Source organism: Chitiniphilus purpureus (assembly GCF_025642115.1).
GTDB classification, from domain to species: Bacteria; Pseudomonadota; Gammaproteobacteria; order Burkholderiales; family Chitinibacteraceae; genus Chitiniphilus; species Chitiniphilus purpureus.
Genome location: NZ_CP106753.1, coordinates 2,499,414 through 2,512,736, shown reverse-complemented (window position 1 = coordinate 2,512,736; position 13,323 = coordinate 2,499,414). Strand labels below are relative to the sequence as shown.

The 13,323-nt window shown below is 66.2% G+C and carries 10 protein-coding genes; 7 read left to right on the top strand and 3 right to left on the bottom strand.

Annotation, left to right across the window (positions count from 1 at the left end; genetic code table 11):
• Positions 1-19: 19 nt before the first annotated feature.
• The gene (locus N8I74_RS11750) at positions 20-2,221 is read right to left on the bottom strand and encodes a patatin-like phospholipase family protein (protein WP_263123294.1); all 2,202 of its coding nucleotides are present in this window, start codon (positions 2,219-2,221) and stop codon (positions 20-22) included.
• 137 nt (positions 2,222-2,358) lie between these two features.
• On the opposite strand from N8I74_RS11750, the gene N8I74_RS11745 reads away from it, so the two are divergent.
• A complete protein-coding gene (locus N8I74_RS11745) occupies positions 2,359-3,033 on the top strand; it encodes a glycerophosphodiester phosphodiesterase (protein ID WP_263123293.1) in 675 nt (224 codons plus the stop codon).
• A gap of 114 nt (positions 3,034-3,147) precedes the next feature.
• Positions 3,148-4,875: a sensor domain-containing diguanylate cyclase gene (locus tag N8I74_RS11740; RefSeq protein WP_263123292.1), complete on the top strand. Its 1,728-nt coding sequence runs from the start codon at positions 3,148-3,150 to the stop codon at positions 4,873-4,875.
• 227 nt (positions 4,876-5,102) lie between these two features.
• Here the strand turns inward: N8I74_RS11740 and N8I74_RS11735 are convergent, their stop codons facing one another.
• The gene (locus tag N8I74_RS11735; RefSeq protein ID WP_263123291.1) at positions 5,103-5,603 is read right to left on the bottom strand and encodes a DUF2938 domain-containing protein; all 501 of its coding nucleotides are present in this window, start codon (positions 5,601-5,603) and stop codon (positions 5,103-5,105) included.
• A 139-nt stretch (positions 5,604-5,742) separates the two neighbouring features.
• On the opposite strand from N8I74_RS11735, the gene N8I74_RS11730 reads away from it, so the two are divergent.
• The gene (locus N8I74_RS11730; protein WP_263123290.1) at positions 5,743-6,168 is read left to right on the top strand and encodes a helix-turn-helix domain-containing protein; all 426 of its coding nucleotides are present in this window, start codon (positions 5,743-5,745) and stop codon (positions 6,166-6,168) included.
• Positions 6,169-6,541: 373 nt separating this feature from the next.
• On the opposite strand, the gene rmuC is transcribed toward N8I74_RS11730, so the two are convergent.
• Positions 6,542-8,023 carry a DNA recombination protein RmuC gene (gene rmuC / locus N8I74_RS11725; protein WP_263123289.1) on the bottom strand — a complete coding sequence of 494 codons (1,482 nt, stop codon included), beginning with the start codon at positions 8,021-8,023 and terminating at the stop codon, positions 6,542-6,544.
• 70 nt (positions 8,024-8,093) lie between these two features.
• Here rmuC and flgA point away from each other — a divergent pair, with 70 nt between their 5' ends.
• From flgA to lspA, 4 genes are all read left to right on the top strand, one after another.
• Positions 8,094-8,786, top strand: coding sequence for a flagellar basal body P-ring formation chaperone FlgA (gene flgA / locus N8I74_RS11720; RefSeq protein WP_263123288.1), 693 nt, complete (start codon positions 8,094-8,096; stop codon positions 8,784-8,786).
• 138 nt (positions 8,787-8,924) lie between these two features.
• Positions 8,925-9,875: a bifunctional riboflavin kinase/FAD synthetase gene (locus N8I74_RS11715; protein ID WP_263123287.1), complete on the top strand. Its 951-nt coding sequence runs from the start codon at positions 8,925-8,927 to the stop codon at positions 9,873-9,875.
• Positions 9,876-9,948: 73 nt separating this feature from the next.
• On the top strand, positions 9,949-12,816 hold the full coding sequence (gene ileS / locus N8I74_RS11710) for an isoleucine--tRNA ligase (RefSeq protein ID WP_263123286.1): 2,868 nt from the start codon (positions 9,949-9,951) through the stop codon (positions 12,814-12,816).
• Complete coding sequence (gene lspA, locus N8I74_RS11705) at positions 12,809-13,315, top strand: signal peptidase II (RefSeq protein WP_263123285.1); 507 nt, start codon at positions 12,809-12,811, stop codon at positions 13,313-13,315. The genes ileS and lspA overlap by 8 nt, the downstream gene beginning before the upstream one ends.
• Positions 13,316-13,323 lie beyond the last annotated feature (8 nt).

Below are 13,323 nucleotides of genomic sequence, written 5' to 3'. Positions count from 1 at the left end.
GCCGTTCGTGCCCACAGGCTCAGAACGGGTTGCCCAGCGTGACATACAACCGGGTCTGGTGGTTGTCGCCGTACGCCACGCCAAGATACAGCGGCCCGAGCAGGGTTTCGATGCCCAGGTAGCCGACCAGCGAGAAATGCCAGTTGTCGCCCACGCGGTCCTCGTCGCTGAACATCTTGCCGGTCTCCAGCGCGGCACCGAGATAGGTGCCTTTGTCATGCTCGGAGAACATGTCGACAGGCCGGTACAGCGCAAGGCGGCCGTAGAAGAACTTGTCGCCGATCAGCTGCTGGTAGTGATAGCTGGACAGGTTGAGAAAGCCCCCCAGCCAGCGGACGTCGGACAAGGCACTGCCACTGTTGCGCGGCATCTGCCCACGCACTGCGACATGGCCGCCGTAGTCACGGACCGAAAAGCCCCGCGTCATCTCGAAACCATAGCGGCCGTAGCGCGAGAACGCCTCCGCTCCCGGTGCCTCGATCCCACCCTTGATCGCCTCGTAGCCATACAGATGCAGCAAGGTGCCGCTCCGTGGGAAATTCAGGTTGTCCAGTTGATCGTAGAAAAGGTTGAAGCGGATGCCCCAGTCCCACTGCTCCAGATCAGGCAGTGGCGCCGGCCCCACTTGCCGCTCCAGCCGGTAGTGATGCACCACCGGGCCCAACCGCACTTCGCCGTAGCGCGTCCAGGACGAGCCCAGGTCAAGGCCGACCTGACTACGGTGATAGCTGTATTCGGCAGCGAGCGTCTCGTTCTCCCAGAACGCCAGCGGCGACGAATCGATCCCCGCATGCGGGGCGACAAAGGCATAACCCTCGACCTGCAGCGGCTGATAGAACTCGGCGGCGAGCAGGCTCTTGTCGCCCACGCTTGCCAATGCCTGGAACTCGGCGCCCAGTGGATTGATCCAGGTGCGCCGGTAGCGCGCGGTCAGGCTGTAGGGATTGGAGCGCTCGAAGTCGGTGCCCAGCGCCAAGCCGAAGTTGAGATAGTTCGGCCCCCAGTCCTTTTCGATCGGCGTGATCGTCAGGCGCTGGCCCGAACCGTGGTCGGACAGCGTGTAGTCAAGCTGGGCGAAATCACCGCGGGCATAGATGCCGGCCAGCCGTTGGTTGAAGGCCTCGCTGTCGAGCGGCGCGCCGGTCTGCACATCGAGCGCTTCTTCCATCACTGCCGGATTCACGTGCTTGAGCTTGCCCACCGCCACCTGCACGATGGGCTTGGGATGAAGGCGTTTCTCGGCACGGGCCGCCTGCCAGGCCTGATACTGCGGCGCCGGCAACGCATACCGTTGCAGCGATACCAGCGCCTTGCGTGCCGCGCGCTCGCCCAGCACCACGAAATCCCGGCCTTTGACGAAATCGGCGCTGCCAAGGTCAGCCAGATCGGGCGTGATCAGCACGTCCAGCTCCGTCAGGCTGCCGATCTGCGGCTTCTGGTTCTGCACGATCATCAGCCGGGTGTACTGATCGGCCACGCTGAAGATGTCGCTGATTTCCTGGCGTTTGAGCGGCGGCGACGCGACGTCGACGACGATCACCACGTCGGCGCACAGCTCGCGTGCCACATCGACCCCCAGATTGCGCGACAGCCCGCCGTCGGCCAACAGCCGCTCGTTGCGCAACACCGGCGGGAACACCCCGGGCACCGCCATGCTGGCCCGCATGGCGGACACCAGGTCGCCATCGCGCATCACGACCATCTCACCCGTTTCCAGGTCGGTGGCGATGGCGCGGTAGGGAACCGGCAGCGCATCGAAATCCGGCGCCGTGCCGTGGTAGGTGAGTTCCCGCAGGAAGCGTTCGACCTTTTGCGTATTGATCGCCGCCTTGGGCAGCGCAAGCCGGCCTTCATCCGAGACACCGATGTCCACCGGCAGCAACGCCAGCTGGTCGGCCTGCTTCTGCCGGAACGAGTTGAGCTGACGCGGCAGATCGGAGCTGAGCAGATCGTCCCAGACCGCCTTGCCGACCTGTTCGGTCAACTCGTCGGCACTGCGGCCGACAGCATAGCTGCCCGCCACCAGCGCGCCCATGCTGGTACCGACGATGCAGTCGATCGGTACCTGCGCCTCCTCCAGCACCTTGAGCACACCGATATGCGCAAGGCCGCGGGCGCCGCCGCCGCCCATTACCACGCCGATGCGCGGGCGCGGCGGTTCCACCGCCGCCAGCGTGGCCGCGAGCAGCATCCAGACGAGGCCCAGCCCGATCTTGCTCACCGCACCGACTCCCTTCCTGGATAGTGTCTACAATCGAAACGAGGTTTACCGGCGCCGGAATCGGGCCGCAGTACTGCGGTCAGCCACGCCGCAGTCACGATTCAAGTTGCAATTCAGGACGGGAGTGTAACGGATTCATGCGACTCATCGCCGATCGCGGGTTGGCCCGCGGTGCCCCGGAAAACTCCCTGGGCGCGTTTGCCGCCGCGTTGTCGGCCGGCTTCCAGGGCATCAAGACCGAAGTGCGCCTGACCGCGGATGGCGAAGCCGTGCTGTTCGGGCATCGGCTCAGCTGCAACGGTCTGCCGGTACAGGCACTGACGCGGGCCGAGCTGTCCCAGGCGCAAGGCTATCTGGTCCCGACGCTGTCCGAGGCCGTCGATGCCTTCCCCGAAGCGTTCTGGATGGTCACCCTGACCGCCGGCGCCGCCGCGCCCGCGGTGTTCAGCCTGCTGCAGCAACTGGGCATGCGCCGCGAGATCGTGATCACCTCGCTGCGCCACGAACTGGCGCTGCGCGCGGCCGAACTGGGCACCAGCGAATGCGGGCTCACCGTCTGCCACCGTCCCGCTGCGCTCAACGCCCTGCTCTATGCGGCAATGCCACACCGGCGGCTGCGTAGCCTGATCTGGGACTACGAAGCGGTGGATGCCCCTTTGCTGCAACAGGCCAACGCACTCGGTTTTCGCAACTATGTATACGGTGCGCAAAGCGAAGCCGAGCATATGCTCTGCCACAGTCTGGCCCTGCGTGGCTTGATCACCGCCAGCCCCGAGTGTGCCGGCCTGACACCACCACCGCCGCTGCAGTGACCCGCCCGGCACGGGCACCCCACATCGTGCAATATCATGCACGAAACCGATTGGGGCAGGCTGGTGGGCTATAACGCCTGCACGACAGAGGTGCCTTGTGACGGATGTAGACGGATGAGAGCAACATTGGGACGCAGACAAAGTCTGGCCGGCGTGCTGGCGCTGTCCTTCGCCACGGTGGCCGTGATCGTGTCGATCACGCTTTCGCTGCTGCTGGGCGGGCTTTCCGGCAACAAGAACCGGCAGGTGATCGGCGACAGCCTGCTTGAGCTGGCCGAGCAGGTACGCCAACGGCTGGACATCGGCATGGGCGAACGGCTGCACGACGTGCAGGTGATCGCATCGATGCAGCAGTTCCAGCACCCCCATATCTGGCACGACGCCGACCGGCGCGTGCTGGAGCAACTCAAGCAGGCATTTCCGCAATACGCCTGGATCGGCTTTGCCGAGCGGGACGGCACGATACGCTACGCCACCCAGGGCTGGCTGGAAGGCCAGAACGGCAGTCGCCACCCCTGGTTCCGCAACGGCCTGCAGGGGCCCTACACGGGCGATATGCATGAAGCCCGGGAACTCGCACCGCTCCTGCCGGCCAGCGCGGCCCGCAACCCCGGCTACGTGGTGGAGCTGGCCACGCCGGTACGTGACAGCGACGGGGCCCTGGTCGGCGTACTGGGCGCCTATCTGCTTTGGGAATGGGTGAACGATGTGGTGCAGGCGGTCTCGTCGCCATCACGACGCGACCAGCGGGTGGAAATCTTCATCATCGGCAAGGAGGGGCAGATCCTGCTGGCGCCCCCGGGCGGGCAAGGCATCGCCCCACCCCGCTTTGGCAAGGAGTCGTCCGGCGTACGCACCCTGACCTGGCCGGACGGCAACGACTACCTGACCGCCAGCAGCTTGACGCAGGGTCTGGGCGACTATCGCGGGCTGGGCTGGCGGGTGGTGGTGCGCCAGGCCGTGAGCGATGCCTTCCAGCCCATCCATGACCTGCAATGGGCAATCCTGATCGCCGGCATCTTCGCGGCGGGCATCTTCGCGCTGCTGGGCGTCTGGCTCGCCCGCGCGCTGGCGCAGCCGCTGCTGGAGCTGGCGCAGGCCGCCGACCGGCTGCAGCGCGGCGAAGGCGATGTCCCCATTCCGGAATCCGCTGCCTATCGCGAGGCCGGGCACCTGTCCGCCTCGCTGCGCCACCTGGTGGCAGGGCTGACTGCGGAGCGCAACAAGCTTGCAACGCTCAATACCACGCTGGAGGAACAGGTACGCGAACGCACGGCCATGCTCGATCGCGCCAACACCCACCTGCTCAACACCCTCGAAGACCGCACCCAACTGGTGCAGCAACTCGAAACGCTGGCCAGCACGGACAGCCTGACCGGGCTTTTGAACCGCCGCGCCTTCTTCGAACGCGCTGCCCACGAATGGAAGCAGGCGGACCGGCACGGCCTGCCACTTTCGGTGATTGCGCTGGACGTGGACCATTTCAAAAAAATCAACGACCGCTACGGACACGAAGCAGGCGATACCGCGCTCAGGCAATTGGCCGACACGTGCCGCAGCGAGCTGCGCGACGTGGACCTGATCGCCCGCTTCGGCGGTGAGGAATTCGTCGTGCTGCTGCCGCACACTACGCAGGCGGCGGCCGAACAGGTGGCCGAGCGGCTGCGCAATGCAATCAACGCCACGCAGGTCGAGGCAGCCGGCACGCAATTCGGCTTCACCGTCAGCATGGGCGTCGCCGGCCGTGCGCACGCAGCCACGCTGGAACGCCTGCTCGCGCTTGCCGACGAAATGCTCTACACCGCCAAGCGCGACGGCCGCGACCGGGTCTGGGCGATTTAACGCAGCCGGCGGCAGCCCTCGGGGGCATCGCATCCGCTCGGCATGCCGGCAATCGAAGGAAGCTCCATTCGTCGCCGTCCGGGCGGTTTCGCGCTGCCTGCGGGAACTGAGCGGGATCTTGTCCACCACGCCTGGAACCGCAATCCGGCACCCTCACCCCTCACCCCTCACCCCTCACCCCTCACCCCTCACCCCTCACCCCTCACCCCTCACCCCTCACCCCTCCCTCAGCGTATCCAGGCAAGGAAAGCGGCGCTGCCATAGAGGCCCAGACCGAATATCCCGTGGGTGAGCAAGGTATGCAGGCGCGCCCAGCCGGGATCTGGAGTACGGCAGGCGGCCAGGCCCGAACCCAGCACGGGCTGCAGGATCAGGAACGGCGCCACCACCGTGCCAAGGCCGACGCCGAGCGCGGGCAGCAGCGTCGGACGGTGGCGCCAGTCCGGTCCGACGATCGACAGCAGCAGCACGCCAAAAGCGATACCGATCGCGTAATGCACCACCCAGCCGAGCGCCCGCTCGCCGCGCACTGCTGGCGTGGCGGCAATCGGGGAATGGCTCCAGCGCCCCCGCGGCAGATAAGCGAGCCAGCGCCCCACCAAACCATAATCAAGCGGCCGCACGCCCAACAGCCGCTGGCGCACATAGCTCCACAGATCCATCAGCAGGGTCGCGCCGATACCCAGCAGGAGTGCATAGGCTGCGTTTGAGGACAGGGTCTGCATCATTGCCTGCCTGCCGTGGCGCCCATTGCGTTGCGCCGGCCAGTCTCAATGCGATCCATTCGGTGTCTCATGCTTTGATTCTCCTACGACAAAAGGGGACACGTGGCATGATCCGACTTCAAGTCAACTTGAGGTCAAGCCCATGCAGACACTGGATATCGGCGAGGTGGCACGCCGCAGCCGCATGTCGCCCGCCACGCTGCGCTACTACGAAGAAAAGGGATTGATCCGCCCGGTCGGCCGGCATGGGCTGCGTCGCGTCTTTGCCGTACCGGTGCTCGAACAGCTGGCACTGATCGCGTTGGGCCGCGCCGCGGGCTTCTCGCTGGACGAGATCGCACGCATGTTCGCGCTGGACGGTGGGCCACAGATCGACCGCGACCGGCTGCAGACGAAGGCCGATGAAATCGACCGCAAGCTGCGCCGCCTCACCGCCCTGCGCGACGGGTTGCGCCATGCCGCTGCCTGCCCGGCACCGAGCCATCTGGAATGCCCGACTTTCCGCCGCCTGATGCATGCAGCCGAGCTGGGCCTGTTTGAGGAAAAACCGCGTCGCTCGCACCGCTGATCCATCCACGCTGCACAGCGACGGGCCAACACCGCATGCATTTTCCTGTGCCCTGTCCCGGATGGTCCCAGCGGCAGTCGCGTTGGCCAGCTCCCTTTGAACCGCATGCCATTTGCGCAGGGAACGGCGCCCCTCAACTTCCATGAGGCCTCGCCACCCGGCTCACCTTCCGCGCCCACGACAACCTGCCGGGCAGGCAGCTGGCCCAACTGGGTGACTCGGCGGGAGACGCCGCACAGTATGGCCAGGGGTGACGCTGGCGCAGGGTGACGACGCGTTGGGGGCGCAGCACGCGGCGTGCCGTGTCCCAAGCGCCGCCCGGCTGCCCGATCCCTGTGCGAAACCGCGGCGGGATGGACCGGACGCCGTTGTCTCACTCGGCCAACGCCGGCGCGCCCTCGCCCGCCTCGCCATCGAGCTTGACCTGTTCGATCTCGACAAAGCGGCGCGAGATCTTCTCGCTGGTGATGGTGACCTGTTGTACATCGTCGTTGGCCTGGCGGATGTGCTGGGCCAGCTTTTTCATCCGCTCGTCGAAGCGGCCGAACTCCAGCGAAAGCCGCCCCAATGCATCCTTGATGATGTGCACCTGCCGCCGGGTCTCCACATCCTTGAGCACCGCACGGGCGGTATTGAGCACCGCCATCAAGGTGGTGGGCGAAACGATCCAGACCCGCTTGCCCATGGCGTACTGCACCAGTTCGGGGTGGTAGGCATGGATTTCGGCAAACACGGCCTCGGCCGGCACGAACATGACGGCACCGTCGGCGGTGTAGTTGGGGATGATGTACTTGGTGGCGATATCGTCGATGTGCTTCTTGATGTCGGCGCGGAACTGCCGCATCACCGCAGTGCGGTCCACCCCCGGCTCGTACAGCCGATGATAGTTCTCCAGCGGGAACTTGGCATCGACCGCCACGGTGCCGGTCGGTTCGGGCAGGTGCAGCAGGCAATCGGCGCGGTAACCATTGGAAAGCGTGGCCTGCACCTGATAGACCTGCGCCGGCAGCACGTTGCGCACCAGATGCTCCAGCTGCACTTCGCCGAACGCGCCGCGCGAGCGCTTGTCGCCCAACAGCTCCTGCAGGCTGACCACATTGGTCGTCAGGCCATCGATCTTCTTCTGCGCCTCGTCGATGGTCGCCAGCCGCGCCATCACGTTGGCGAAGGTTTCATTGGTTTTCTTGAATCCCTCGTCCAGGCGCTCGCTCACCTTGCCCGAGATCTCGGCCAGCCGGCCGTCCGCGGTCTTGGTCAACTCGCCCACCGTCAGCGTCAGCCGCTCGGTGGTCTGTGCCAGCGCCATCTGAATCAGCGCCATCTCACGCTTGGACTGTTCGGCCAGCATGCTCGACAGCTTGACCAGCACGTCTTCGCGCAGCGCATCCTGCTTGCCCTGCAGCGCGCCCGAGATCTCGGCCAGTTGCTGCTGCATCTGTTCGCGCGCTTCGGCCTGGCTCGCGGTCAGCGCCAGCCGCAGTGCGCCCAGGGCGTCGGTCAGTGCCGACTGCAGCCGGTGCTGCGCTTCGCGTGTCTCCTTGAGCTCCTGCCCCACCGCGCCGCGCAGCCGCTCGAAGCTTTCGCCCATGCTGTCGCGCAGGCGATCGCCAGCACGGGTGACAGCGTCCTGCAGCAGACTGCCATGCTGGGTCAGCCCGGCCTGGATCAGCTCGGTCTGGCGCGACAGGCCGCCGTGCAGATCAGTCAGCATTTCCCGATGGCGCGACGCGGTCTCCTCCTGCAGCGTCGCCAGCACCTCATGCTGCGTGCGGGTCAGCACCTGCAGCCGGACCACGACCAGCACCCCGGCCAGCAGCACCAGCAGCGTGGTCAGCCCGAAAAGCAATTCAAGCATGCTTGCGTGTCCTGTTTGTCCCAACGGCACCGAATTGTAGGGGATGACATCGGCTGTGTATCATCGGGCCATGCCCCACTCTTCTTTTTTTGCCGCGCCGCTGGCGTTGCTCTGCCTGTGCGCGCCGCTGGCATCGGCCGCCCCGCAGGATCTGAACCAGGTGCGCGGCGCGGTTGCCGACTGGCTCGATGCCCAGCTCGCCCCGACCCCCAATGCAAGCTACCAGTTGGGGGAGATCGATCGGCGCCTGCGGCTCGAAGCCTGCCAGCAATTGGATCTGCAGCTGCCGCAGGGCTACCGGCTCGCCGGCAAGACCATGGTGCGGGTGCGCTGCGTCGCCGGTGCGCGCTGGGCCATCAACCATCCCGTCACCATCGCGATCAACGCCACCTACTACGTCGCCGCCCGGCCGTTGGCCGCCGGGCATACGCTGCAAGCGGGCGATCTGGCCACGCAACAGGGGGATCTCGCTCAGTTGCCCGGCAGCGTGATCCTCGATCCTGCGCATGCGATCGGGCGGGTTCTCAATTCGCCGGTCGCCCAGGGCGGCCCGCTACGGTCCGAGCTGCTGCGCGCCGGCATGGTGATCCGGCAGAACCAGCGGGTGCGCCTGATCTTCCGCAGCGAAGGCTTGGAAGTCAGCAACGAGGGCATTGCGCTCAATGCGGCCGCCGTGGGCGAAACGGTACGGGTGCGGGTGGGCAACCAGCAGATCATTTCCGGTTTGGCCCGCCAGGACGGAATGGTGGATGCCGGCCCCTGAGCAGCCGGCGCGGGGCGTCGCATCAGGCTGCACCGTGCCCGGCCACTGAGATTCGCCCCGACCCTGGCCACGATGCCTGACAAGCCCGGGTACTGCCGCTAAAATGCTTGGTTTTGCAAAGGATTACGCACCAACGTCATGCGTCTTCTTCGCGGTGTGGCCCACGCGGCCCTTCCCCCCTGTGCGCTGACCATCGGCAATTTCGATGGGCTGCACCTTGGCCATCGCGCCATGCTGGCCGAATTGCGCGGCGCCGCGGCCTTGCGCGGCCTCAAGACGGCGCTGCTGACCTTCGAGCCGCACCCACGCGAGCTGTTCGCGCCGGCCAGCGCGCCGACCCGGCTGACGAGCCTGCGCGAGAAGATCGAGCTGCTGGCGGGCGAAGGCATCGATCATCTGGTGATCCAGCGCTTTGACCCCGCATTCGCCCGCATCGACGCCCTGACCTTTCGCGACCGGATCCTGACGCATGCGCTCAATGCGCGCTATCTGCTGGTCGGCGATGATTTCCGCTTCGGCGCCAGGCGTACCGGCGATTTCGCGCTGCTGCGCGCCGCCGCGGCGTTCGAAACGCACAGCCTTGCCACCGTCGCGCTCGACGGCGAGCGCATTTCATCCACCACCGTGCGCGATGCGCTGGCCAAGGGCGATCTCACCCGCGCCGCGGACCTGCTGGGCCGCCCCTACTCGATTTCCGGCCGGGTGGTCGGTGGCGACCGGCTGGGCCGCGAACTGGGCTTTCCCACCGCCAACATCCAGCTGCGGCACAACCGTCCACCGATGCTGGGCATCTTCGTCGTGGAGGTCGAAGGCCTGGAACACCCCTACCAGGGGGTGGCAAGCCTTGGTGTGCGGCCCACAGTGAAGGGAGCCGACGCAGCGCCGGTGCTGGAAGTGCATCTGTTCGACTTCAACCGCCAGATCTACCGCGAGCACCTCACCGTGCGCTTTCTCGCCAAACTGCGCGACGAAGCCAGGTTCGACGGCCTGCCCGCGCTGATCGCGCAGATCGGCCGCGACTGCGACGACGCGCGCGCCTGGTTCCAGCGCCGCGAACACGGCGGACGAATTACCATCCCCCGTCCGTGAGCGGACGGGGGCACCAGATATCATCAGACCGGCCGCGCCGGCCCTCATCTCGAATTCGTGCGATCCCGATACCATGGCTGAACAGAACAAATACCCCGTCAACCTGCTCGACACCCCATTCCCGATGCGGGGCGATCTCGCCCGCCGCGAGCCTGGCTTTCTGCAACAGTGGCAGGAGCAGCAGCTCTACAAAAAGCTGCGCGAAGCGGCCGCCGGCCGGCCCAAGTTCGTGCTGCACGACGGTCCGCCCTACGCCAACGGCGACATCCACATCGGCCACGCGGTCAACAAGATCCTCAAGGACATCATCATCAAGTCCAAGACCCTGGCCGGCTTCGACGCCCCCTATGTGCCGGGCTGGGATTGCCATGGCCTGCCGATCGAGCACCAGATCGAAAAGCTGGTGAAGGGCGACAAGGATGCGGTGAAGAACAATCCGGACATCCACGCCCGCATCGTCGACTACCGCAAGGCCAACGGGCTCGATCCGAAGGAAACGGTGCTGCCGGCCGCCTTCACCCGTGAGCTGTGCCGCGAATACGCCGCCCGCCAGATTGCACGGCAGAAGGCGGACTTCATCCGCCTGGGCGTGCTGGGCGACTGGGAACAGCCGTACCGCACCATGGATTTCAAGACCGAGGCCGACATCGTGCGCACGCTCGGCAGGATCCACGCCAACGGCTATATGGTGAAGGGTCAGAAGCCGGTGCACTGGTGCGTCGATTGCGGCTCCTCGCTGGCCGAAGCCGAGGTGGAATACGAGGACAAGGTCTCGCCGGCGATCGACGTGGGCTTTCGCCTGCGCGATTCCGCCGCCCTTGCCCAGGCCTTCGGTGGCGTGCAGCTCGGCGACGCACCGGCCTACGCCCTCATCTGGACCACCACGCCGTGGACGCTGCCGGCCAATCAGGCCGTCACCGTGCACCCGGAGCTGATGTACGACCTGATCGCCACCGACAAGGGCCTCTTGGTGCTGGCACACGAGCTCGCCGAGGCGGCGCTCAAGCGCTACGGCATCGAATCGGGCAACGTGATCGCCCAGACCCGTGGCGCGGCGCTGGAAGGCCTGCTGCTGCTGCACCCGTTCGCCGAGCGCAACGTGCCCGTCATCCTGGGCGACCATGTCACCACCGATGCGGGCACGGGCCTGGTCCACACGGCGCCGGCGCACGGCCTGGAAGACTACGTGGTCGGCCTCAAGTACAAGCTGCCGATCAACAATCCGGTGGCCGACGACGGCCGCTTCCTCCCCTCGACCCCGCTGTTCGCCGGCAGGACGGTCTGGGAAGCCAACCCACTGGTGCTGGCCACGCTGGAAGAGCGCGGTGCCCTCTTCGCCAACAGGAAGCTGGAGCACAGCTACCCGCACTGCTGGCGCCACAAGACCCCGATCATCTTCCGCGCCACCACCCAGTGGTTCATCGCGATGGAGCACGAGGTCGGCGGCAGGACGCTGCGCGACGTGGCCAGGCAGGCGGTCGACGACACCGAGTTCTTCCCGGCCTGGGGCCGCGCGCGGCTGGAGGCCATGATCGGCAATCGGCCCGACTGGTGCATCTCGCGCCAGCGCAACTGGGGCGTGCCGATGGCCTTCTTCGTGCACAAGGAAACGGGCGAGCTGCATCCGCGCTCGGGCGAGCTGCTGGAGCAGGTGGCGCAGCGCATCGAGCAGGAAGGCATCGAAGCCTGGTTCAAGCTCGACGCCACCGAACTGCTCGGTGACGAGGCCGCGCACTACCAGAAGCTGAAGGATACGCTGGACGTCTGGTTCGACTCGGGCTCGACCCACTACGCCGTGCTGCGCCAGCGCGACGGCCTCAATTGGCCGGCCGATCTCTACCTGGAAGGCTCGGACCAGCACCGCGGCTGGTTCCAGTCGTCGCTGCTCACCGGCTGCGCCACCGAGGGACGCGCGCCGTACCAGCAGCTCTTGACCCACGGTTTCGTCGTCGACGGCAAGGGCATGAAGATGTCCAAGTCCAAGGGCAACGTGATCGCGCCGCAGGAAGTGATCAACAAGATGGGCGCCGACATGCTGCGGCTGTGGGTGGCCAGTACCGATTACTCGGGCGAGCTGTCGATCTCGGATGAGATCCTCAAGCGCACGACTGATGCCTACCGCCGCGTGCGCAACACGCTGCGCTTCCTGCTGGCCAACCTGTCGGACTTTAGCCCCAGCCAGGTGCTGCCGGCCGACCAGCTGCTGACACTGGATCGCTATGCGCTGGTCGAGCTCGCCCGCACCCAGGCCAAGGTGACGGCGCTGTACGACAAGTACGAGTTCCACCTCGCGGTGCAGGAGCTGCACGCCTACTGCGCGGACGAACTTGGCGCCTTCTACCTCGACATCATCAAGGACCGCCTCTACACCATGGGTGCGGACAGCGTTGGCCGCCGCTCGGCACAGACCGCGCTGTGGCACATCACCCAGGCGCTCACCCGCCTGCTGGCGCCCATCCTGTCGTTCACCGCGCACGAGGTGTGGGACGTGCTGCGTGGCCTGGATGGCAGCCTTGCCGAGAACGTGCAGCTGACCAGCTGGCACGTGGTGCCGGCCATCGCCGATGCCGAGGCGCTCGCTACGCAGTTCGCGCTGGTACGTGAGGTGCGTACGCAGGTGCAGAAGGATATCGAGGTGCTGCGTGCCGATGGCCGGCTGGGCTCCAGCCTGCAGGCCGAGATCGCACTGACCGCCGCCGGCGACACGCTGGCCGCGCTGCAGGCGCTGGGCGACGAGCTCAAGTTCGTGCTGATCACATCCCGGGCCGAGGTCGCGGCCGGGGAAGCCACCAGCGTCACCGTCACGCCGTCGCAGGCGGCCAAGTGCGAGCGTTGCTGGCACTACCGCGCCGACGTCGGCAGCCATGCCGATCACCCGGGCCTGTGCGCCCGCTGTCACGGCAACCTGTTCGGCCAAGGCGAGGTGCGTCGTCATGCCTAAGCCGCCATTCGCCTTCTGGCGCTGGATCGTGGTCGCGCTGGTCGTGATCGTGCTTGACCAGGCCACCAAGCATGCGATCGAAGCACGGTTCGTCTACGGCGAGCAGCTTACGGTGATCCCGGGCCTGTTCAATCTGACACTGGCGTACAACCCGGGCGCGGCATTCTCCTTCCTGGCCGATGCCGGTGGCTGGCAGCGCCATTTCTTCACGGTGCTCGCGCTCGCTGTCTCGACCTGGATCGTCTACATGCTGAAGAAGCACCATTTGGAAGCCCGGCTGTCGCTGGCACTGTCGCTGATCATGGGCGGCGCCATCGGCAATGTGATCGACCGGGTGCTGTTCGGCCACGTGATCGACTTCATCCAGGTTTATTATCGCGACTGGTACTACCCCTCGTTCAACCTCGCCGATTCGGCCATCTGCATCGGCGCCGCGCTGATGATATGGGACAGCTTCCGCAGCAGCCGGCCCGACGCGCAACAGGCATCCACGCAATGAAACCGGAC